25 protein-coding genes and 1 tRNA gene are annotated in these 23,551 nt (G+C 26.2%); 16 read left to right on the top strand and 10 right to left on the bottom strand.

Going from position 1 to position 23,551, the window contains the following annotated elements:
- Positions 1-30 precede the first annotated feature (30 nt).
- From XO12_RS01360 to wecB, 3 genes are all read left to right on the top strand, one after another.
- Positions 31-1,353 carry a hypothetical protein gene (locus XO12_RS01360; RefSeq protein ID WP_047265324.1) on the top strand — a complete coding sequence of 441 codons (1,323 nt, stop codon included), beginning with the start codon at positions 31-33 and terminating at the stop codon, positions 1,351-1,353.
- Between the two features lie 115 nt (positions 1,354-1,468).
- Entirely contained in the window at positions 1,469-2,545 is a 1,077-nt protein-coding gene (locus XO12_RS01355; RefSeq protein ID WP_047265325.1) for an ERCC4 domain-containing protein, read from the top strand.
- A gap of 3 nt (positions 2,546-2,548) precedes the next feature.
- On the top strand, positions 2,549-3,667 hold the full coding sequence (gene wecB / locus XO12_RS01350) for a non-hydrolyzing UDP-N-acetylglucosamine 2-epimerase (RefSeq protein ID WP_047265326.1): 1,119 nt from the start codon (positions 2,549-2,551) through the stop codon (positions 3,665-3,667).
- Between the two features lie 37 nt (positions 3,668-3,704).
- Here wecB and XO12_RS01345 read toward each other — a convergent pair whose 3' ends face one another.
- From XO12_RS01345 to XO12_RS01330, 4 genes are all read right to left on the bottom strand, one after another.
- Positions 3,705-6,320 carry a M1 family aminopeptidase gene (locus tag XO12_RS01345; protein ID WP_047265327.1) on the bottom strand — a complete coding sequence of 872 codons (2,616 nt, stop codon included), beginning with the start codon at positions 6,318-6,320 and terminating at the stop codon, positions 3,705-3,707.
- Positions 6,320-7,246, bottom strand: coding sequence for a DUF4097 family beta strand repeat-containing protein (locus tag XO12_RS01340; RefSeq protein WP_047265328.1), 927 nt, complete (start codon positions 7,244-7,246; stop codon positions 6,320-6,322). The genes XO12_RS01345 and XO12_RS01340 overlap by 1 nt, the downstream gene beginning before the upstream one ends.
- Entirely contained in the window at positions 7,243-7,620 is a 378-nt protein-coding gene (locus XO12_RS01335; protein ID WP_047265329.1) for a DUF2089 domain-containing protein, read from the bottom strand. The genes XO12_RS01340 and XO12_RS01335 overlap by 4 nt, the downstream gene beginning before the upstream one ends.
- Before the next feature lie 125 nt (positions 7,621-7,745).
- Positions 7,746-8,336 (bottom strand): isochorismatase family protein, encoded by a 591-nt coding sequence (locus tag XO12_RS01330; RefSeq protein WP_047265330.1) that lies wholly within the window; start codon positions 8,334-8,336, stop codon positions 7,746-7,748.
- A gap of 215 nt (positions 8,337-8,551) precedes the next feature.
- Between XO12_RS01330 and XO12_RS01325 the strand changes: the two genes are divergently transcribed.
- From XO12_RS01325 to XO12_RS01265, 13 genes are all read left to right on the top strand, one after another.
- Complete coding sequence (locus tag XO12_RS01325; protein WP_047265331.1) at positions 8,552-9,700, top strand: alanine--glyoxylate aminotransferase family protein; 1,149 nt, start codon at positions 8,552-8,554, stop codon at positions 9,698-9,700.
- 1 nt (position 9,701) lies between these two features.
- Positions 9,702-10,631 carry a D-2-hydroxyacid dehydrogenase gene (locus XO12_RS01320; protein WP_175419559.1) on the top strand — a complete coding sequence of 310 codons (930 nt, stop codon included), beginning with the start codon at positions 9,702-9,704 and terminating at the stop codon, positions 10,629-10,631.
- Positions 10,632-10,712: 81 nt separating this feature from the next.
- Positions 10,713-10,895 (top strand): ferredoxin, encoded by a 183-nt coding sequence (locus XO12_RS01315; RefSeq protein WP_047265333.1) that lies wholly within the window; start codon positions 10,713-10,715, stop codon positions 10,893-10,895.
- 467 nt (positions 10,896-11,362) lie between these two features.
- Positions 11,363-12,187 (top strand): septum site-determining protein MinD, encoded by an 825-nt coding sequence (gene minD, locus XO12_RS01310; RefSeq protein ID WP_047265334.1) that lies wholly within the window; start codon positions 11,363-11,365, stop codon positions 12,185-12,187.
- 5 nt (positions 12,188-12,192) lie between these two features.
- The gene (locus XO12_RS01305) at positions 12,193-12,483 is read left to right on the top strand and encodes a hypothetical protein (RefSeq protein ID WP_047265335.1); all 291 of its coding nucleotides are present in this window, start codon (positions 12,193-12,195) and stop codon (positions 12,481-12,483) included.
- An 11-nt stretch (positions 12,484-12,494) separates the two neighbouring features.
- Positions 12,495-12,893, top strand: coding sequence for a secondary thiamine-phosphate synthase enzyme YjbQ (locus XO12_RS01300; RefSeq protein WP_047265336.1), 399 nt, complete (start codon positions 12,495-12,497; stop codon positions 12,891-12,893).
- Between the two features lie 75 nt (positions 12,894-12,968).
- The gene (locus XO12_RS01295) at positions 12,969-14,234 is read left to right on the top strand and encodes a cyclic nucleotide-binding domain-containing protein (protein WP_047265337.1); all 1,266 of its coding nucleotides are present in this window, start codon (positions 12,969-12,971) and stop codon (positions 14,232-14,234) included.
- 20 nt (positions 14,235-14,254) lie between these two features.
- Positions 14,255-15,523 (top strand): cyclic nucleotide-binding domain-containing protein, encoded by a 1,269-nt coding sequence (locus XO12_RS01290; RefSeq protein WP_047265338.1) that lies wholly within the window; start codon positions 14,255-14,257, stop codon positions 15,521-15,523.
- An 11-nt stretch (positions 15,524-15,534) separates the two neighbouring features.
- On the top strand, positions 15,535-16,539 hold the full coding sequence (locus XO12_RS01285) for a glycosyltransferase family 4 protein (protein WP_047265339.1): 1,005 nt from the start codon (positions 15,535-15,537) through the stop codon (positions 16,537-16,539).
- On the top strand, positions 16,523-17,527 hold the full coding sequence (locus XO12_RS01280; protein WP_047265340.1) for a lysylphosphatidylglycerol synthase transmembrane domain-containing protein: 1,005 nt from the start codon (positions 16,523-16,525) through the stop codon (positions 17,525-17,527). The genes XO12_RS01285 and XO12_RS01280 overlap by 17 nt, the downstream gene beginning before the upstream one ends.
- Before the next feature lie 33 nt (positions 17,528-17,560).
- The gene (locus XO12_RS01275) at positions 17,561-18,706 is read left to right on the top strand and encodes a glycosyltransferase (protein WP_047265341.1); all 1,146 of its coding nucleotides are present in this window, start codon (positions 17,561-17,563) and stop codon (positions 18,704-18,706) included.
- Between the two features lie 43 nt (positions 18,707-18,749).
- Positions 18,750-18,824 (top strand) — tRNA-Val (locus XO12_RS01270).
- A gap of 22 nt (positions 18,825-18,846) precedes the next feature.
- The gene (locus tag XO12_RS01265; RefSeq protein ID WP_047265342.1) at positions 18,847-19,977 is read left to right on the top strand and encodes a glycosyltransferase family 2 protein; all 1,131 of its coding nucleotides are present in this window, start codon (positions 18,847-18,849) and stop codon (positions 19,975-19,977) included.
- A gap of 27 nt (positions 19,978-20,004) precedes the next feature.
- Here the strand turns inward: XO12_RS01265 and XO12_RS01260 are convergent, their stop codons facing one another.
- The 6 genes from XO12_RS01260 to rpsR all read right to left on the bottom strand — a co-directional run bounded on the left by XO12_RS01260 (position 20,005) and on the right by rpsR (position 23,543).
- On the bottom strand, positions 20,005-20,541 hold the full coding sequence (locus XO12_RS01260; RefSeq protein WP_047265343.1) for a hypothetical protein: 537 nt from the start codon (positions 20,539-20,541) through the stop codon (positions 20,005-20,007).
- Positions 20,522-21,451 (bottom strand): SPFH domain-containing protein, encoded by a 930-nt coding sequence (locus XO12_RS01255; RefSeq protein WP_175419558.1) that lies wholly within the window; start codon positions 21,449-21,451, stop codon positions 20,522-20,524. Before XO12_RS01255 ends, XO12_RS01260 begins: the two co-directional genes overlap by 20 nt.
- Positions 21,452-21,465: 14 nt before the next feature.
- Positions 21,466-21,894: an NfeD family protein gene (locus XO12_RS01250; RefSeq protein ID WP_175419557.1), complete on the bottom strand. Its 429-nt coding sequence runs from the start codon at positions 21,892-21,894 to the stop codon at positions 21,466-21,468.
- Between the two features lie 26 nt (positions 21,895-21,920).
- The gene (locus XO12_RS01245) at positions 21,921-22,760 is read right to left on the bottom strand and encodes an MBL fold metallo-hydrolase (protein WP_047265099.1); all 840 of its coding nucleotides are present in this window, start codon (positions 22,758-22,760) and stop codon (positions 21,921-21,923) included.
- A gap of 18 nt (positions 22,761-22,778) precedes the next feature.
- Positions 22,779-23,228, bottom strand: a complete 450-nt coding sequence (gene rplI / locus XO12_RS01240) for a 50S ribosomal protein L9 (RefSeq protein ID WP_175419556.1) — start codon at positions 23,226-23,228, stop codon at positions 22,779-22,781.
- An 87-nt stretch (positions 23,229-23,315) separates the two neighbouring features.
- Positions 23,316-23,543 carry a 30S ribosomal protein S18 gene (gene rpsR, locus XO12_RS01235; RefSeq protein WP_047265092.1) on the bottom strand — a complete coding sequence of 76 codons (228 nt, stop codon included), beginning with the start codon at positions 23,541-23,543 and terminating at the stop codon, positions 23,316-23,318.
- Positions 23,544-23,551: the final 8 nt, after the last annotated feature.

Below are 23,551 nucleotides of genomic sequence, written 5' to 3'. Positions count from 1 at the left end.
ATATTGAACGTTTTATTGAAGAGGTGGATTATGAAAAAGTATTTGTTTGTGTTAATATTTTTAATGTTAATGTCGACAGTTTTTCCTTTTTATTTTGAAAATGATATAGAATATAAAATATTTATATATGATAAACTTTTAAATGGAGAAGTTTTAGAAACCTCCATAACTCCATATCCAGATAAATCAAAAAACGAAATAAAAATAAATGTTCCATATTATTATACTAATAAATATGAATTAATACCGCTATTTCAAATAAAAAATAAAGACTATTCGTTTGAATTTTCTTTTACAACTGATTATCAGCTAAATTTTCAGATATATTTTGGAAAAAAAATAAATTCTTTCTGGTTTATAATTGGAAGATATAAAACAGATTGGTCATTATTAGAAAGAGGCGTGTTTTTATCAGACTCTTTACCATATGTTGATGGAATAACAGGTGGATTTACCACAGATTTTCTTTTTGGGGATATGGGCATATACTTTGGAGCATATGCTTTTAATTCTTATTTGACAGACGAAGAAAAAGAAATACAAAAGATGCAGATAGATGGAAATTCTGATAGAAGAAGTATAAATATGGGATATTATGAACCATATAAAACACTATTAATTCATAGATTGGACTTAAGACCAACAGATTTTTTAAGAATATCTTTCAATGAATTAAATTTAATAGGTGGAAAGTTTCCGGACTTAGTTGACCTGAATTTTATGAATGTTCTTCATAACACATATGGTGAAGGTTATTCAAACGCGATGTTGGCAATAGATGGTGAAATTATTCCTTTAAAAGGGATTAAATTATACGGTGAAATAGCAATGGATGATTTTGTTGTACCTCTTACAGAATCCGGTGCTGAAGATTATAAACCAACAGCTTTTGCATGGGGATATGGATTTCAATATGTATTTAAAGTATTTAATGGTTATTTAAATACAAAAATAGAAGATTATAAGATATATTCATGGATGTATAATAGATGGCAGGAGTTATTAAAATTTACGGGGCGATATATAGAAAATAATAAAATATATGATATTCCAATGGGTTATGATTATGGAAGTGGAATAGAAAGTCAATTATTTTCCATAGAATATATAAAAAATAAATTTAATATAAAACTTATATTTGAAAAAGTGGTTCAAGGTGAAATAAATTTGAGTACATCTTATTTTGATAAAACGTTAAAAGGAAATATTGAAACATGGGAAGGACCTTATGGGAATATAAATGAGATTTATTATACAACATTAGATCTCAAATTAAATAATCTTTTGTTTAATATGAAACTCAGTAATTCTAATATAATTGAATATATGATAAATTATGAAATATCTTTTTAAAATATAAATAAAAATCATATAGTCCGCTGTAAGCGAGCGATAGCTCAAAAGTTTTTTTAATTAAAATCAAAATTTTTAAACCAATACCCGCGGTAGCGTGTAAGTAGGTGAGAAAATGAATAAAAAAACTTTTTTTATATTAGAAAAAATAGAAAATAAAAGATTCCCATATAGATTAACCATTATTCAGGGGAACAAGATACTTTTATCTTTAAGAGTACAGGAAAAATGGCCGGGTCAAAAAGGGCATATTTTCTGTGTACGTGAAAAAGAAAATTTTATTTTAAAAAAAGAAAATATAATAGAAAAAGTTCCAATATTATATTTAAAACGTCTTGGAAAAAGGTTGGTAATGGTCCTTGATAGAGAAATGAGAAAAAGATGTGATTTTTTATTTTTAAAGAAAAAGTATAAAACTAGAGAAGGTGAATATGAGCAAATTTTCTGGAGAACAGAGCAGGGATTAAAACAAAACAAACCAAAAGTGAAACTAACAACATATTATCACGATATATTGAATATTATTATAGATTCAAATGAAAGATATCCGTGGAAATTTCCAAAAGCTATTATTTCAAAAAGAAAATTGCCAATAGGAGATTACGCCCTTGAAGATAACGGGGAAATATTAGGAGTAGTTGAAAGGAAAACTTTTGAAAATGTTATACATGAATTTTCCCAAATGGCAAATTTTCATCAACATTTAGTTAATTTAAAAGCTTATAAAAATTCTGCACTTGTAATTGAAGCAAATTATTCTGATTTTTTAAATGAAAATAAAATTAAGTATTATAGTTCATCTTATATGTTAAAAGCAATAGCGGAACTTTATGCATATCATAGCGATCTTACTATTGTGTTTGCGGGTAATAGGAAATTAGCTAATGAATGGACATATAGATATTTTGAAGCATTAAAATCACATAAAGAGGATGTTCCTCATTTTAAAATTGCAGAGATTATGGAAGCTTATAAACCTTCACAAAAAAAGGAAGATATATATCTTGAAATAAAAAATAAAATAAAAAATGAATTTCCAGAATCATTTAAATTTTCATATTTGAAAAAAATTTTTAATAATGTATCAGAGCACAAACTTAGAAAAATATTAAATCAATTGAGAGAAGAAGGATTAGTTTATCTTGAAAGAAAAGGAAATAAAAGTTTATGGAAAAAATGCAAAGGAGAGTGAATTATGAAAGTAGGATTGATTTTCGGGACAAGGCCAGAAGCAATAAAAATGGCTCCAGTCTATCATACATTGCGAAAATATGGAATTGATGCAAAAATAATAGCTACTGCTCAACACAGAGAAATGCTTGATCAGGTTTTAGAATTATTTGAAATAATACCTGATTATGATTTAAATGTTATGACTCATAGACAAACATTATCAGAATTGACAGGAAATTTAATAAATAAAATGGATTATGTTTTTAAGAACGAAAAATTCGATTATATCCTTGTTCAAGGAGATACTACATCTACGTTTATTGGAGCTTTAATATCTTTTTATTATAAGATTCCAGTTGGTCATGTTGAAGCAGGATTGAGGACGGATAATATATATAACCCATTTCCGGAAGAGATGAATAGAAGACTCACCGGTGTAATAAGTTCATTACATTTTCCACCAACGCAAAAATCAAAGGAAAATCTATTGAAAGAGGGAATTTGTGAAGAAAAAATATATATAACAGGAAATACGGTAATAGATGCGTTATTATGGGTAATAGAAAGGAATAAAAATAAGATAGATAATATATTAGAAAAATATCAATTAAATAAGAAAAAATATATATTAATGACTATGCATAGAAGAGAAAATTGGGGAGAACCAATGAGTAATGTTATGAATGCGATAAAAGAATTTTTGTTAAAAAATGAAGATATATATTTAGTATTTCCTGTGCATTTAAATCCTGCTGTAAGAGATGTTGTATTTCCGATATTAAAAGGCGTAGAAAATGCAATCTTAATAGATCCAGTGGAATATCTTGAATTTACAGCTTTAATGTCCGGTTCGTATTTTATAATGACAGATTCTGGTGGAATACAGGAAGAAGCGCCGGCACTTGGAAAACCTACATTAGTTTTAAGGGAAACCACAGAAAGACCTGAAGCAATTTCAGCAGGTACTGCAAAATTAATAGGAACAGATAAAGAAAAAGTTTTAGAATACATGAATAAATTAATATTCGATGAATCTTTTTATCTAAATATGTCAAAAGCAAAGAATCCATTTGGTGATGGAAGAGCGTCGATGAGAATAGCGAAAATATTATTAAATGAAAAAATAGATGAATTTAAGTAGGATAAATAATAGCCAATCCAATGGATTGGCTATTATTTTATTTAACAATATTTCTTATAGTTGTATTTAAATATGTAGTAAAAGAAAATGTAAAAGCATTTGAGTTTTTAGAAGGTAAATTGTAATAATTAAATTCAAAGTTAATGGGGATAATTTCATCTGTTATAAAATAAATTTTTGGTGACATTACAAAAGATAAACCATATAAATTTTCTGAATCTATTCTTTTATAAAATGCATTTAAGGAATAATTTATATTTCCAATAGAAAATAAATTATAGATATTTGTTCTATTTTCAATTAGAATAGAAGAATTGAATATTTCCAGATTAAAACCATAAATTTCTTTTGCATAATCTTTGAAAGTTAATAATAAATTTTCTGAATCTTTTGTTAAAGGTAATTTATCATAAAGCGGATTAAATAATTTACTATCAGCATATTTTAATTCAAAACTCATTGAATTAAAATATGGAAAATAATTATCAAAAAAATATGCACCATTTAGTATATAAGCATTATTATAAGAATTGTTATTATTTATAAAATAATAACTTCCTGAAATATGAATTCCGAGATTATAAAGGTTTGAATAGACTATAGTTGGGCTAATATAAAAGTTATCAAAATCATATAAATTTCCTTTTAATATAATTTGTGATGTAGAAAAAATAGATTTTGAAAAGCTTCCAATATCAATTTCTTCAGGTATAGAATATGATATTTCTCCATATAAATTTTGAAATGATGTATATAAACTTTTTGAATATCCTAAATTTAAAGTTGTCCATGGATTTGGTTTAAAATCAAGATTTGAAGAAATACCCGTATCTGTTAATATCAATTTTTGTGTTTCTTCTGAATAATTTACGGAATAGAAGCTACCTATTCCTAAACTATAGTAAGGATATTTTTCAAAAGATAAAAACATATGAGTTCTATCTGATAAATCGTCGCTTTTTGTTTTGATTTTTATTTTGTAAGCATCATATTTTGAAACATTCTGTGTTCCAAACGAATCAATAAGAATAGGATAATGATTATTATGCCTTTCAACATCAAATGTATGCATATCAGGGTCTATATCAATTGAAATAATATCTTTTTTTTCAAATTCAACATTTTTTATAGTGGTAAAAATCTTTGTTGCATTTTTTGTAACAACTCTGATTTTTGTTGGTATTTTCATATTATTTAAATCAACAATGATTTTATCATTTTTTTGTTTTATAAAGGCATCAAATTTTTTTGGATTTTTAAAAAGGTCATATAGAATATCTTTACTTATATTTTTAGATAGAAATGCAATAAACTCATCTTCATTGACAGTCTTTTCTTTATATGTCATATAATACTCTGAGAGAATTTTTATAAAATTTTTTCTCCCCAGATAATCTTCTATTGAAAATAAAGCTCTTTTACCTTTATTATAATATATATAGGATGAAAAATTCCCTGGAATCCTGTCAGCATCATCTGCGATAGCATTTTCAATGTTATAATAACCTATGGAAAAGATGGCATTTTGATCTAATTCTGAGAAATTTTTCGGTAATATTTCAGAGAAAGTATCGGTTAATATATCTGGTAAATATGAATTGTATAATCTGTCATCACCATATTTTTCATACATCGAAATATGTGCAGAATAATCTGCTAAAGACTCACTCATGAAGTTATTTTTAATAAAATCAACTCCAACACCAATACCAAACCACATATGAGCTAATTCATGAGAAACAACATAAAAAGTTAAAGGTTCCAATAATCCAGGTAAAACCAGATCAGCCGTAGTAAAAAATCCATCACCTAACAAAAACATACCATCTGCGGCCATTCCATAAATTCCGGGATATGGATCTTGAAATACATTTATAGTGGAATATTTTAATTTTCCAAAATTTTTTGTATGTATTTCTAAAGCCTTTATTATATGTGTAGCCATTATAGCGGCTCTTTGTTCTTGACCTTTTCTAAACCATATATTTATTTTATAATTTTTACTGTTTAAAGTAAAATTCGTATATATTTTTTTATTAACAAATACAAGTGGCATTGAAACATATTTCCCTTCAGAATAATAAATTCCATTTTTAAATTTTCCAGAAATAACAGGGTAAAAATTAGAATTGTTATTTATTTTTAATGAAATAGTGTGATGTGGTAATGCATAATCAGAATTTTCATCTATTAATACAGGATACCATCCAAATCTCCATATAAATATATTATCAAATGCTACATTATCAGGAGAATTTTTTGAAAGAAAGTAAGTTTTAAATTTTATTATAATAGTTTTTTCATCAGTATTTACATTTAATATAGCATTTTTTATCTGATAATTTCTGAATTTCTTTGATTTATAATTCACAATAGAGTAATCTAAATAGTTTCTATTTTTATCCGTTACTTCTAATATTTCTATTTTTGTTTTTTTATAATCTTCAAACAAAGCATTTAAATAGGGATTTTCATGACTTTCAAGATTTGGAAATAATGCGAAATATGGCTTTTCTGTATTTTCTAAATCTACTCTTAATTTCCCTAAAATAACCTTTTCCTTTTCTAATAATTTTACTTCAACATAATAATTAGCTGAAAATATAAATATATTTAAAAACATAAATATAGAGAAAAATAAAAATTTTTTCATTATATCCCTCCAATATTTTCATTAAAAAAAACTTCGGCATCTTTTTCTGTATAGCCTATATTTTTTAATAATTCCAATGCGAAATCTTTATTTATCTTTTCGGCTTTATATAACTCTAAAATTTTTCTTTCTTCTGCAGTGAGTAATTCATTAGTGGATAATTTATTTTCATTTTCTTTCGTATTCTTATTTGAAAAGATATCCTGCTTACTGATTTGCCCTTTTAATTTAATTATTAAATCACCACTTACACCTTTAAAATCGATAAATCTTGAAGGAATATTATGGGAATTAATATCAAATTTTAAAGGGATATTGGAATGGATTTTGCCTGAAGGAGAAGCGCCTTTTTTTATAAAAACTATATCATTTCCAGAGATATAGATTTCCGTATCTCCAGAAACGGTTTTAATAAAAACGTTTTTAAATTTACTATCAAGATAATCTATATTACAATCCCCGGAAACATTTTTGATATCAACAGAATAAAAAATAGAATTAGAAGAACTTAAATCACCGCTTGTACTAAAAAATTCTAAATATTTTATTTTTGAATTATATATATTAATGTCTCCAGAAACAGTTTTTACTTTAAATTTTTCAAGTTCTAACTTATTTAATGATATATCACCGCTTACATTATTAATGTCAAAGCTAAAAATATTTTTATCCACTTTTAAATTAGCATTACCAGAAAATCCTGAATTAAATGAAAAACCAAATATTTTTGTTAGAAAAGAATCAGATTTTTGTTTAAAATTCAAATGCCATATTCCGTTTTTCACATAATTTTCTATTTCTATATTTTCTGGAAAATTATCATATTCAAAAAAAGTCTCTTTCCCTGTTGATATATCTAAATCTATGCCAACACCATTAAAACAGATTCCTTCAACTTTAGTTTCTGGAGTTAAAATACCATTCATTTTTCCACCTTCCCCCCTCGTAAAATTTCTTTTGCTTCTTCAGGAGTTAATTCTCCTTTTTCAATTTTTTCTAATATTTTTAAAGTATTTATTTTAGGCTTCTCTTCTGCAAATCCCATAGCTCTAACAACTCCTTCTAAACGGGCTTTAGCAGTTGGATAGGATATGCCTATTTCTTTTTGTACATCAGAAAGATTGCCTCTATTTTTAATAAAAATTTTTAAAAAATATAATTGTTCATCAGAAAGTTTAGCAAAATCATCTAAATAAAAACTTCCTCTAATAGTAACATCACACTCAGGACATTTAAATTCCGATATAACCAACTCTCCACCACAAACTGGACAATGTGTTAATCGATTATTTTTTTTCATATTTTCACCTTCCCCGGCAAAATTTTATTGTAATTAAATAATACCACTTAACTTCAAAAAAGTCAAGTGGTATTTTTATTATTTTAATAATCAGTTTATAATATTTAATTTTAAACAACTAAAAATCAAATAATTTTTATTTTATCATTTAATTTTTCTGATTTCAATATGTCTTTTATGGATTTCTTGTTAACTGATTTTATAAAATCATTTATGACTAAAATATCAAATCCTTTATTTATAGCTGTTTTTATAGTTTCCAGTACACAAACATCTCCGGCTAAACCAAAAATTATTAATTTTTTAATTTTATTTTTATTTAAATATTCTTCTAATCCATTGTCGTTTTTTGATTTAAAGTCTTCAAAAAAAGCAGAATAGCTATCAGTATTTTTGGTAATTCCTTTTTTTACAACAAAATCATATGTTTTTATAAAAAGTTTATTTCCGTATGTTCCTTTTACACAGTGTGGGGGCCATGTTTGAAAAGAAGTATGATTTTCTGGATGATCATCTTTGCTTGCAACAATTAAATATCCAGATTTTTTAGCGCTTTCTAAAAAAACATTGATAGATTTAATCCAAATTTCATTTGTTCCATCAACTGGAAGTTCTTTTGGGCATCTTAATGTAAATCCATTCTGACAATCAACACATAATATAGCGCTATTTTCTGAAGTAAAATTTAATTTTACTATTTTGGATAAAATTTCCATTTTCACACCTCCATAATATAATTTGATTTTATATAAATATTATACTATAATAATAAAAATTAAGAAAAACATAAATATAATGAAAATTTTTTCATTTTTTGAGGAATTTTGAATTTTTTTTACTTTTGAGAGGTTTTTAAAAAAATAAATAAGTATGGTATAATCATTGATAGAATGCTAAATATAGAATACCAAATTTCAAGGGAGGTTTAAACATGGCAAAGATGATAAGAAAAAATTATTTATTAGCACCAGGTCCAACACCTGTTCCTATTGATCTGCTTTTAGAAGGAGCTAAAGATACAATACATCATAGAACTCCACAATATTTAGAAATTCAGAAAATTGCTTTAGAAGGGGCTAAATATATTTTTAGAACAGAAAATCCCGTATTTATATTATCTTCTTCAGGCACGGGTGCAATGGAAACAGCAGTTGCCAATACTTTAAATCCAGGAGATAAAGCTATTGTTGTTGTAGCAGGTAAATTTGGTGAAAGATGGTTGGAAATTTGTAATGCTTATGGTATTGAACCAATAGTTATAGATTTAGAGTGGGGAGATTATGTTAGACCTGAAACAATAAAAAAATTATTGGATGAAAATCCTGATACAAAAGTTGTATTTACAACACTAAGTGAAACATCGACAGGTACAGTTCATCCGGTAAAGGAAATAGCTGAAATAGTAAAAAATAAAGACACTATTATTGCAGTTGATGCTATTAGTGGAATGTTAGCTCAGCCATTAGAAATGGATTCCTGGGGGTTAGATATTGTAGTAACAGGCGTTCAAAAAGGTTTTATGATGCCTCCTGGAATAGCTTTAATTAGTGTAAGTGAAAAAGCATGGAAGGTTATTGATGAAAATAAAAATCATCACTATTATTTTGATTTAAAAGCATATAAGAAAAAATATCCTGATTCACCGTATACACCACCTGTTAATTTAGTATATCAACTGGCAAAATCTGTTCAAATGATTGAGGAAGAAGGTATTGAAAATGTTTGGGAAAGACATAGAATAATGGCAGATGCTACAAGAGCGGCTGTGCAGGCAATGGGATTAGAATTATTTGCAAAAAATCCAGGCAATGTATTAACCTCAATAAAAGTTCCTGAAAATATTGATGGTGGGAAAATATTAAAATATTTAAGAGATGAAGAAGGAGTAACATTTGCTGGTGGACAGGCTCATTTGAAAGGAAAAATAATAAGAATAGCTCACTTAGGATATATGTCAAAATATGATGTGATTGTTGGAATTAGCGCATTGGAAATGGCATTGAAAAAATTTGGGTTTGATGTTGAATTGGGTTCAGGTGTAAGAGCAGCTCAAGAAATCTTTATGAAGGAAGGTGTATAATATGTGGATACATATTAACGATCCTTTAGCAGAAGAGGCAACAACGAAGTTAAAAGAACTATTACCTGAAGTAAAAATAACAATAGAACATTTTGATGCTGAAGAATTAAAAGAAAAGGTTAAGGATTTTGATGTTTTAGTAGTTAGGAGCGCAACGAAGGTTACAAAAGATATCATAGAAAATGGAACTAATTTGAAATTAATTGCAAGGGCTGGTATGGGTTTGGATAATGTAGATCTTGAAACAGCAAAAGAAAAAAATATAAAGGTTATAAATACTCCAGGAACAAATTCTTTATCGGTTGCCGAATTGGTTGTTGGATATATGTTATCTATTTATCGACATATAGTTACGGGAACAGTTTCTTTAAGAGAAAAAAGATGGGAAAAGAAAACGTTAAAAGGATTTGAATTAACTGGAAAAACTCTTGGTATTGTAGGTTTTGGACATATTGGAAAATTAGTAAGAAAATTAGTTACTGGTTTTGATATGAAAGTTCTTGTTTTCGATGTTTTTGAGATACCAGAAGAAATTCAAAAAGAGCATAATGTAAAGCAAGTATCAATGGAGGAATTATTGAAAAATGCTGATGTTATAACATTACATGTTCCTTTAAATGAAAAAACAAGACATTTGATTTCAGACAAAGAATTTGAAATGATGAAAAATAATGTTATTCTTATAAATGCTGCAAGAGGCGGTGTAGTAGACGAAGAAGCATTATTAAAATATCTGGAAAATGGTAAAGTGTTGGGAGCAGGTTTAGATGTTTTTGAAACAGAACCACCAGTTTCAGAAGTTCAGATGAAATTACTAAATCACCCAATGGTTGTGGCAACACCACATATTGGCGCAACAACTAAAGAAGCACAGCGAAGGGTTGGATTAGAATTAGTAGATAAAATAGTTGAAATAGTAAAAAATATGTAATTTGTTAAGTTCTTTTAATATATAATGCTGAATTTTGAGTTATAATAGGAATGGTTATTTTAATAAATGGAGGTGTTAAGGGTGAAAGTATTTGTGGATCAAGATGCATGTATTGGATGTGGAGTATGTGAAAATTTATGTCCAGATGTATTTAAAATTAACGATGAAGGAAAAGCTGAAGTCTTAACAGCAGAAACAGATTTACCTTGCGCACAGGACGCAGCAGATTCCTGTCCAACACAGGCTATTTCAATTGAAGAATAACATAGAGGTCGGTCATTGAGACCGACCTTTTTTTATCTTACATAAAAAATAATTTGAAAAACAAAATAAACTAAAAACCAAAAAAACAATTCTTTAATTGGTTTTAAAATGTCTAAAAAGTCAAATTCACTCAGACAGCGATTATCCTTAAAATTATTCATTCTCAGCCGTCGCTCAAACAATACATCGTGTATTGTTTCGCTAAAAATTACATCCATGTAATTTTGACGGCTTCCATTTACGCTTAGATTTTTTAGGTATAAAAAATCTAAGGGAAAAGGATTTATAATTATATAATAAAAATTATTTTTTCCAATTACCCGCTGTAAGCGTGTAAGGGCAATCTTCGAGTCTTCGTTTCATTTGAGGCTTTTTAGACGATCTAATTGGTTTTTTAATTTTGATATTTTAAAAAAATGTTGTATAATATGTAATGAAATTTAAATACAGTTTTGGAGGGGGCATTTATGAAAAAAAGTAAAGTTATTGTAATCACCTCTGGAAAGGGGGGAGTAGGAAAAACTACTATTTCTGCAAATATTGGAGCATCATTAGCTTTAATGGGGTATGATGTTTGTTTAATTGATGCTGATATAGGACTTAAAAACCTGGATTTAGTTTTAGGGCTTGAAAATAGAATAGTTTATACTATATTAGATGTAGTGAAAGGTGGAAAATCCCCAGTGGAAGCGGTTGTAAAACATAAGCAAATAAAGAAATTGAATTTATTGGCATCATCTCAAATAGCAAATAAGGATATGATATCTCCGGAGGATATGAAATTTATTATCAGTGAGCTTTCAAAACACTTTGATTATGTTATTGTGGATTCTCCAGCTGGTATAGAAAGAGGATTTAAAAATGCAGTAGTAGCAGCTCAACATGCGATAGTAGTTACTACCCCAGAATTAACAGCAATAAGCGATGCAGATAGAGTTATCGGTTTATTAGAAAATGAAAAATTTCAAGAAGACAATATATCATTAATAGTTAATAGAGTAAAATTACATATGATAAATAAAAATGAGATGCTTTCTCCTGAAGATATAAGAACAGGATTAGCAGTCGAATTATTAGGAGTTGTTCCTGACAGTGAAGAAATAATTATTGCTACAAATAAAGGGATTCCAATTACACTTGAAGATAATTCGAAAATTTCAAATATATTTATGAATATTGCTCAAAGAATTGCAGGAAAGGAAAATCCAATAGAAAATGATTTCGCACTTTTAAAAGATGATTCTAAAAAGGGATTCATGAAATTTTTCCAAAAGATGTTTGGTGGCAGGTGATTTGAATGGGTTGGTTTAATTTTGGTAAAAAGAAAGCCAGCAGAGATGTTGCTCTGAAGAGAATGCAAAATTTAGTTGGTAACAGAAGAGAAAAAATATCAACCCTTTCGTCAAGGAATATGGGAAGCGTTGCTGTTGCTGAAAGATATAATTTTAATATTAACGCAAATGAGGTTTCAAAAATGATTAGAGATTATGTTAAGAAAAAGACCAAAATAGATGGTAAAAATGTTAAAGTTCATATAAGCAAAGATGAAAATGGTTATACAATAGTAACCAATATATTTTTCAAATGAGGGGTGGAGAAATGCTGGAAAAATTTTCTATCAATACATCCAGAAGAGTTGAATTAATAGATATTACACATATTATTCATGATTTTGTGAAGAAAAGTAAAATAAATGAAGGAATAGCAGTGATTTTTGTACCTCATACAACGGCGGGGATAACTATTAATGAAAATGCAGACCCTTCGGTGAAGAAAGATATGAATTTGTTTTTAAATAAGTTGATACCTTCTGAAGATTATTTTACACATATGGAAGGTAACTCTGATTCTCATATAAAATCAACATTAGTAGGACCATCATTAAGTATAATAATTGAAAATAATGATATATTATTAGGAACATGGCAGGGAATATATTTTTATGAATTTGATGGACCGAGACGCAGAAATTTTTATATTAAAATAATTAAAGGCTAAGCGGGAATTCCCGCTTTTTTTAATTGAATTGATTTTCTTAATTTATTGGGGTATAATTTAATATGGGGTGGGCATATGGAAAAAATAAAATTCATAGGGGAAAAAGTAATTCAAGAAGAAAATGAATATCCTATAGGATTAATAGTATTAAAAAAAGGTGATTTATTATGTCAATCATATTTTTGTGATTATCGGAAAATATACATAAATAAAGGTATATTTTCAGAAGAATTTTTATTTCAATTAAAAACCAATGAATTTTTAAAAAATATAAGAAACAGTGAAATATTAATTTTTGATACTATAAAAGAAGCAGATGACTTTTTAGCTAAAAACATCGAATTGTTAAAATTATCAATTGAAAAAAGAATAAATATGCTTATTAATATGAATGAAAAAATATCATCAAAATTTTTTAAATTTTCTGATGAAAAGAAAAATTATTCATATGAAAAAACAAAAAAATTTTTCAAACATATATATAGATATGACTGGAATACTTTTAATGATACTTTTATTCAAAGTTATATACTAGCAAGAGAGAAAATATTGGAAAATGAAATTGAAGAAGCTTTGGAAATATTTGAAAAAATAAATTTAAATGAAATAAACGATAAATATTTTAAGGCAGAGATTGATATATGGAAAATTTACTGTATTTATTATCTGGACGAAAAAAAATCAAAAGAATTATTTGATAAAATAAAATATAAGTATGATTTTTTAAATGAATTAATCTCTTTTAATATATTAAAAAGCAAAATGAATAATATACTTTTAAAAAATGTATATAAGACATATTTTAAAAAAGGTTACTTAATTCCATCAAATACAGTCTTGTTTTATGAAGGGGAAGAAGGAGATTGGTCTTTTTTAATATTAAAAGGAAATGTGTATGTTTCAAAATTTATAGACAAAAAAACGGAAATTTTGTTGAATATTTTAACTGAAGGAGAAATTGTTGGTGAAATTGCGGTGCTACAAAGTATCAAAAGAACAGCAACAGTTTTTACTAAAACACCTCTAGAAATAATTTTGATTGATTCTGATAACTTTGAAAATTTAATAAACGAAAGTTATATGCTTGGGAAAAATATCTTAAAAGCACTTATAATGAGAGTAGATTTTCAAAAAAAATTAAGTGGGCAATCTAATTTGATAGACAAAGCATCTTTGCTAATAAATAAATATTCTATTGAAAGATTAAATGAATTGCATTTAACTCCAAATCAATTTATAAATTTATTTGGTATTAAAGAAAATATAAATGAGTTTTTTTCTAAAATTATTTCTTATAAAATAGCAACATTAAGGCCTGATGGGACATTACATTTTAGATAAATAAAATTGGAAGTGATTATATGAAAGAAATTTTATATGCTCCTGATATAATACTTATTAATGAGGGAGAAATAGTTAATGAATTAATATTATTAAAAGAAGGAAAATTAGAAACATTTTCCACTTTTTGTAACTATTCCTCAATAGAAAATAATGGAATATTTGGTGCTGAAATTATAGTTCCTGGCACCAAATCCTTTGAATCAATAAGAGTTATTGAAAATAGTAGAATTGTTTTAATTGAAAAGGAATTATCAGAAAAATTTTTACTTTCTAACTCAAATTTAATTATTCATTTAATAAAAAAATATATTTTGAAGATTATAGCTTTAAACAATAAAATTTATGGAGCGTTCAAGAGTAATAAAGAGAATATAGTAGATAAAAATCTTACAAAATCAGAATTATCAAAAAAATATTTAAAAATAACAAGAAGAAAAATATTTCATCATATCAATGATGAACAATTTCAAATATATATTAAAGCAAGAAAGTTATTTAACAGTGGCAAGATAAAAGAATCTTTAAATGAATTTAAAAAAGTACAATATAGAAGGTTTGACATATATTTTCAAGCTGAAATAGAAATATGGAAATATTTATGTATGATTTTAATATCTCCAGATAAAAAATATTATTTAGAAAAAACATTAAAAGAAAAATATCCGTTTATTAGAGAATTATTTTCTTTTATGGTTTTTGAAAGTGTCGTAACAAATTCTCCATTAACAAAACCTCTTATTACATATTTAAAAAGTGGTTATTTAATTCCATCAAATACTGTATTGTTTTACGAAGGGGAAGAAGGAGATTGGGCTTTTATGATATTAACAGGAAATGTAAGGATTTCTAAGTTTAATAATAATAGCGAAAAATTGTTGGCAATTTTATCAAATGAAGAAGTAGTAGGAGAAATAGCATGTTTTAAAGATATTCAAAGAACAGCAACGGTATTTACTTCTACTCCTTTACAATTAATAATTATTGAAAAGAATAATCTGGATGAATTGGTTCTCTCGAACCCTGGTTTTGGATTGAAATTATTGAAAAACTTGATAAAACGTTTAGATTTTGAACGATATTTCCTTTCTCCATTATCTTTTGAAGAAAAGTTAAACTTTATGATAAAAAAATATGGTAAAAATACATTGAATAAATCTCAGTTGAAAATAGAAGAGATTAAGGAATTGTTCAGGATTTCTGATAAAAAAGACAATGAATTAATAGAATATTTATTTAAATCCAACATTGCGACATTAAGAGCAGATGGTACTTTGAAGTTTTTATAGGAGGGAATAATTTGAAAATATTATTATATTCTGAAAGTAAAAGCTTATTTAAAAAATCAGGTGTTGGTAAAGCGTTAGAACATCAGATTGAAGCATTAAAATTAGCTGGGGTTGAATTTACCTTAAATCCTAAAGATTATTATGATATAGCTCATATCAATACTATAGGTCCTTTAAGTGAGAGAATATTGGATGAGTCAAAAAAAAATAAAAAACCGGTAATAGTCCATACACACACAACTTATGAGGATTTTAAGAATAGCTTTATGTTTAGCAATCTTTTTGCACCTTTTATAAAAAAAAGACTTATTAGGATGTATTCAAAAGCAGATTTATTAATTTCACCGTCAGAATATACAAAAGAATTAATTTTATCTTATGGAATAAAAAACAAAGTTATGGTTGTTTCAAACGGTGTTGATATAAAGAAATTTAATTGTAAAAATTATAATAGTGAAAAGTTTAGAAAATATTTTAATATAAAGAAACCATTAATAATATCAGTAGGATTGCCTTTTGAAAGAAAAGGGATTTTAGATTTTCATAGATTAGCTAAGACACTTCCACAATATGATTTTGTATGGTTGGGAGCTAAAATAAATATAATTCCTAAAAAAATAAGAAAGATATTAAAACAAGAATTAAAAAATTTAAAATTTCCAGGATATGTAGAGGAGGAATTATTATTAGCAGCTTTTTGTGAAGCTAAACTTTTTTTATTTCCAAGTTATGAAGAAAATGAAGGTATTGTTGTATTAGAAGCATTAGCTTCACAAACACCTTTAATAATAAGAGATATTCCAGTATATAAAAATTGGTTGATTCATAAAAAAAATTGTTTAAAATCAAGGACTTTTGACGATTTTATAAAAAATATAGATTTGATAATAAATAAAAAGATAGATGTGAAAGCAATGATAGATAATGGAAGAAAAGTTGCAATTGAAAGAGATTTAAAAAATATTGGAATTAAATTGAAAAAAATATATGGTGATATTTATGAAAAAAGAGTATAAGAATGCAATAGGAGTTATTTCCTCTATTATTATAGGGATATTTGTTATAATATTTATTGAAAAATTTTATAAAACAAATATTTTGAAAGAAATACAAAGAATAGATTTAAATGATATTATTATAGTTTTTTTTATATATTTTATGGGATACATAGTTGATTCTATTAGATATTCAATAATTATAAAGCAATTTGGAGGAAAAATAAATTTTTTTTCCTTATTTTATAACAATGTAATGGGATTATTTTTTTCTTCAATAACACCTTTTGCAGCTGGAGGACAACCGTATCAAATTTATCATTTAAATAAACATGGATTGGATATAGAACATTCTACTAATATAGTTGTTTCCCGATTCATTACAGCAATGTTTTTGAATTTGATAATAGCTTTTATATCTTATAAAAAAGTTATAAGTTCTCTTAATGGTACAGGTGTTGAATCAGCATTAATTAATCTGGGACTGTTTATTTCTTCATTAATAACTATTATAATTTTGGTGGTTTTTATTAACTCTGATATTATAATGCAGATCTTAAACTTTTTAAAATTAAAAAAAATTAATAAACTGAAAAATAAATATATAAAATGGTCAAATAATTTGAAAAAAAGTATAGCATTTCTCTGGAATGAAAAAACACACATAATGTTTTTAGATATTTTTTTAAACTTGCTTGTTCTATCTTTACAGGCTTATTCTCTTTTTTATTTATTTGTAAAATATGCGAATTTGAGTAATAATGTTGATAATTTTTTTATTGTATTTGGTAGTATGATGTTATTGAACATGGTAGTATACTATATACCTACACCTGGTGCCAGTGGAACAATTGAAGCATCATATCAGTTAATTTTTTCTTCCATATTAAAAATTCAAAACGGAGTATTTTTAGCTATAATAGGTTGGAGATTTGCAACATATTATATGCAAATAATATTAGGAATTATGATGCGAGTTTTTGTTAAAGCTTTTTTAAAAGATGTCTGATAAAACTATTTTTGGATATAAGGAGTGGAATAAATGAATATAGGAATATTTTCAGATGTGTATTTTCCACAAAAAAATGGAGTTTCAACAGCGGTTAAATTATATAAAGAAGAAATGGAAAAATTGGGGCATAATGTATATTTATTTGTACCAAAATATTCAAGAAGTTATAAAAGGAATGAAAAGAATGTATTTGAATTTCCTGCTATAAAATTTTTATTTGAAAAAGAGCAAAGAATTGCATTGCCTATATCTACAGATATTTTTAAAATTAAGGATTTAAATTTAGATATAATACATTCTCAGGACCCCTTTTCTATGGGGATTTTTGCAGAATTTTTGTCAAAATTATTGAAGATAAAACATGTAGGCACACATCATACGATGTATGAATATTATAGAAATTATTTACCTTTAATTATTAGACCAACGTTAAAACAAACTCAAAGAATGATAAAAAATTGGTGTTTAAAATTGGATAAAGTCATATCCCCAACAAAAAATATAAAAGATCTTCTTGTTAGTTACGGAGTACCAGATGATCATATTATTGTAATTCCTACTGGGATAGACACAAAAAAATTTAATGAAGAAATAAAGTGGAATATCAGGGAAGAATTTGGTATTTCGCCAGAAGAAAAAATATTATTATTTGTTGGAAGATTAGGGCCAGAAAAGAATATAGATTTTTTAATAAGAGTATTTCACAAGGTGTTTCATGAAGAAAGAAATATAAGATTTGTCATTATTGGAGACGGTATAGAGAGAAATAAATTAGAAGAATTAGTTATAGATTTAGATTTACATGAAAATGTAATATTTGCTGGAGGGCAACCCAGAGAAAAAGTATTAGATGCATATAAGCAGGCAGAATTATTTATTTTTGCTTCATATACAGAAACACAGGGACTTGTGGTATTAGAATCAATGGCAGCTGGAACTCCAGTTGTTGCTTTAGGGAAAATGGGAGTATATGATCTTTTAAATCATGAAAATGCTGGTGGCATTATGCTAACTGAATTAAATGAAGACGAATTTGTCCATAAAATTTTAAACGTAATTAGAAATAAGGAATTATACAATATATTGTCTAAAAATGCGATAAATTTTGTAAATGAGAATTATTCAATAGAAGTTTCTGTAAAAAAAATAATAGAAGTATATAAAAATCTTCTATAATATTGACAAAAAATAATTTTTATGATAAAATATCTCAGGTAGTGGGTGCTTAGCTCAGTGGGAGAGCGCTTCCTTGACGCGGAAGAGGTCGCAGGTTCAATCCCTGCAGCACCCACCATTTTTTATTGAGGAGAGAAAAAATGGATATTTTATTTTTTTCTATAGTTTTTTCGATGATATTTCAATTAATGGGTAAATATTTAAACCTGTATAGGACTTTTATTAGTAAAAAAAATATTTTAAATACAGCTGATAATGATTTAAAAATATCTATCATTATACCTACTTTTAACGAAGAAAAAGTTATAAAAAAAAGTATTGAAAGTCTTGAAAAAAATACGTATAAAAATTTTGAAATTATAGTATTAGATGATAATTCTGAAGATAGTACGTATAAAATACTTCGAGAATTAGAGAAAAAATATAGTAATTTGAAAATTTTAAAAAAAATGGGGAAAAAGGGAAAACCGCAGTCTATTAATGAGGCATATAAATATATATCTGGAGATATCGTATTATTTTTAGATGCGGATACAATTGTAGATGAAGATTTTTTAGAAGAACATGTAAAATATTTTTATAATAATAAAATAAATATGATATATGTGGATTTTGAAGCATATAATCATAAAGAAAAAATAATATATGATTATCAGGAAATATATTTCGAATTCAGCAGAAATATTTTATATTCAAATTTGTTTTCAAAAGCTGTTTTTATGGGAAATGGGGTTTTTATAAGAAAAGTAATATTGGATAAAGTTCTCCCACTTGACGAAGAAACGTTAGTGGATGATGTTCATCTGGCAATAAAGTTAAATCAAATGAAAATTAATCAAATTTTTGTTATATCTCCAAAGACAAAAATACAATATGTAAATAATTTTAAAGATTTATTTTATCAACATAAAAGATGGTATATTGGCGGTATTGAAGAGCTAATAAAAGCATTAAAATATAAAGATTTTAATATTATATTTATAAATATATTGGTAGGAATGTTATTATTTTTTCCTCTAATATCAATTTGGGTATTTTTAAAAAATATAAAATTAGGTTTTTATTTATTAAAAAATTTTATTGTAATTATATGGGGAATAAGTTTAGGAAGTGCATTTTTATCCTTTAAAAAAAATAGTAATATTATTAGACTTATCGTCAATATTTTTATCACAACACCATTTATGCTTATTTTCGAATACATAGTTTTGTTAAATTCATTTTTAAACTTAAAAAAAGAAAAAAAATGGTATAAGGTGGAAAGGGAATAATAAAAAACGGCCAGATTTGGCCGTTTTTTATGTTCTTGAAATTTTCCCAAAATTAGTAGCCTTTACTATTCCTGCTCCTATTAAAAATATTAAAACGTATAAAAATTCATCGAAATTATTTTTGAAATTAAGCCAAAATGGAATTTTATTCACCAATAAAACCAGCGCTATAGAAAAGGAAAAACCTTCTAAACCACGTAATAAAATTCTTTTCATTAAAAATTTATAAAAATATGTTTCTCTTGTATAGCCAAATGAAAGAATCATTGATCTAAATCTACTATCAAATTTATCCTTTGCAGTCAAATAGGATCTTACATAAAATAGAATTAAAATTATAAATAACAAAAAGTTGGCAAATTTTATATATTCTATGCTTAAAATTTTTATAAATAGTATCGATGCTATGAAATTATAAATATTCATTAGTTCAAATATATAAGGGAATTTTTTATTTGTAATAATATAATATTGAGCTATAAAAAATGCTAGAAAAGAAGCTATAAAACATTCAAATAGCAAATACCAAAGATAAAACATTAAATTATTTCTCCTTCCTTTCATTCTTATCCATCATATCTTCTTTAATAGATTTTGCTTCAACCAAAGTTGCTACAGATCCTAAAACGCCTATAATATCATAAGGAATAAACATTTTCGATGCTTTTCCATTTGCCATTTCTTTTAATGCTTCCAGATATTTTACTCTTAACAAATCCTGAGTAGGTTTTCCTTCATGTATTGCATTAAATACATTGATAATAGCATGAGCTTGACCTTCTGCTTCAACCTCGTATTTATACTTCTGAGCTTCTGCTACCCTTTTAACAGATTCTGCTTGCCCCTCAGCTTTTAAAATAGCAGATCTTTTATCCCCTTCAGCTCTTAAAATGGCGGCCTGTTTATATCCTTCAGCTTCTAAAATAGATGCCCTTTTCATTCTTTCAGCTTTCATTTGTTTGCTCATAGCCTCCATTATATCATTAGGAGGATCTATCTTTTTTATTTCTACTCTTGTAACCTTTACTCCCCATTTATCAGTTGCTTCATCTAATACTTCTCTTAATTTTGTGTTAATCATTTCTCTGGAGGTTAAGGTTTGATCTAATTCTAATTCACCTATAACATTTCTTAAATTTGTTTGAGCCAATTTTATTGCAGCTATTTCAAAATTATTTACATTATATATAACTCTAAATGCTTCTGTGATTTCATAATAAATAACAGCATCTACTGTTACAATAACATTATCTTTTGTTATGACTTCCTGTGGTGGAACATCGATTACATGCTCTCGCATATCAATTTTTATCATCCTATCCAGAAAAGGGACAATAAATTGTAATCCTGGTTGAGCTTCTCTATGGAATTTCCCTAACCTTTCAATTAATCCTTTTTCATATGGCCTAATAATTTTTAAACTTGTAGCTGCTAAGAAAATCACAAAAATAGTAATAATTCCCACTAAATACATAGTTTCCCCCCTCTTTACAGTATTTTCTTTACAATTAACATATTTGATTCTCTTTTTAATACTATCACTTTATCTCCTTTTTTTATTTCTCCTTCTTCAGAATATGCGCTCCATTGTTCACTAAAGACTTTAACTATTCCAGAATTATTTTTGTCAAAATCAGAAAGAGCCAGTCCCGTTTTTCCTATTAATTCATCTAAATGAAAATTTTTATTTTGCAAAGGATTGCTCCACTTTTTTACAATTTTTCTTGAAAATAACCATAATATAGTAGAAAATATTATGAATATAACTGAGTTAATTATTTTGTTTGAAATGAATAGTCCGAAAATGGCGGTAATAAATGAACTTAAACCAAACCAAAAGAAGAAAAAAGTTGGTGTGATAATTTCAAGCACAATGAATATTATTCCTAATATTATCCAGAATTGCCATTCAACCATAATCCCCCCCCTTTTTTCGTGTAAATTTATATAATAGAAATTTCTTCTGGATGAACTATAAAAAATTTAATATCTTTAAACTCTTCAGATAATTCTGTTTTAACTTTATTTATTAATCTATTATATCTGCTAGAAACGTGGTATAATATAACTCTTTTTGGATGTATGAAATTCAGTAATTCTTTTATTTCATTTAAAGATGTATGATTTCTAATTTTTCTATCTGACTCTTTTATAAAAGTACATTCATGAACTAAAGTATCCGAATCACCGATAATATCTGGTGAAATAGGCAAAGAATCCCCGCTAATTGTTAAAATTTTTTTTATATAATTTTCCAGTATATGGTCTTTTCCGAATTTAGCTATTAATTCCTTTATATTTTCCCCGCTTAAATTGGAATAAATGGATTTTAATTTTTTTCTTTTTTCTAATATTTGAAAACCTAATGATTTTTCTCCGGGTGTATGACGTGTTTTAAAAACTTTTAAAAATCTCTTGTTTTTTAGTTCTACAACATCTTCATGTTCTAAAGGTTTTGTGATTAGTTTAAATCGTAGATATTTATTCATACTTTTTATAAAATTTAAATATTCTTCAATATTTTTTGAGCCTTTTGGATAGTATATTTCAAGATTTTTTTCACGGCTTCCCATTGCATTATTACGGGTATTTATGAATCCCCATAAACCAGCTATATGATCAACATGAGAATGTGAAATAAAGATTTTTTCTATGCTATAAATCTTGTTTCCCAATGATGCGCTTATACCTTCTCCAACATCGAATAACAATCTATCTGGTTTATAGTAAATCCATGTGCTGTATAAAGCTTTTGAACGAATTATAAATTCCAAAATATTCACCATCCATTATTTAAATCATTATTCTAAAGGTTCAACTTTTAATTTTATATCTCCTTTAACTCCTTCAGGTAATTTAATTTTCAAAGTATATAAACCAATTTCTTTAATATTAACTTTTTCAGCGAACCATCTTTTATCAAAATCTATATTTGTAGATTCTTTTATTAATTTTGCTATATCATTCGCAGTAATAGAACCAAACAATTTACCATTAGAACCGGATTTTATCTTAATTTTATAAACTCTTTCCTGTAACTGCTTTAATAATTTTTCGTTTTTTTCTTTCCTTTTTTGTTTTACTTCATTTTTTATTTCCTGAATCTTTTTAACGTGTTTTATTTCTCCTTCTTTAGCTTCAACGGCTAATTTTCGAGGAATTAAATAATTTCTACCATAGCCATCAGATACTTTTACAATCTCACCTTTTTTACCAACTTTAGCAACATCTTTTAATAACATAACTTTCATTTTATCAACCTCCAATTTCTTCTAATTATAAGTATATCATAAATGTTTTAAATTTTTTAATAGAAAAAAAGGAGGCTATGCCTCCTATTAATCATTTATGAAAGGTAATAATGCCATTTGTCTTGCTCTTTTTATCGCAGTTTTAACCATTCTCTGGTGCTTAGAGCAATTACCATTTAATCTCTTAGGAATAATTTTTCCTTTCTCGTTTATAAAATCTTTTAATAAATCTGTATTTTTATAATCTATATATTCAACTTTCATTGAACACAATTTACATTTTTTTACTCTTCTTGGTCTTCTATTAAATGCCACTATATTCA

Origin of the sequence: Marinitoga sp. 1154 (assembly GCF_013363285.1) — a bacterium.
In the GTDB taxonomy this organism is placed as follows: Bacteria; Thermotogota; Thermotogae; order Petrotogales; family Petrotogaceae; genus Marinitoga.
This window is presented reverse-complemented; position numbering and strand designations above follow the sequence as displayed.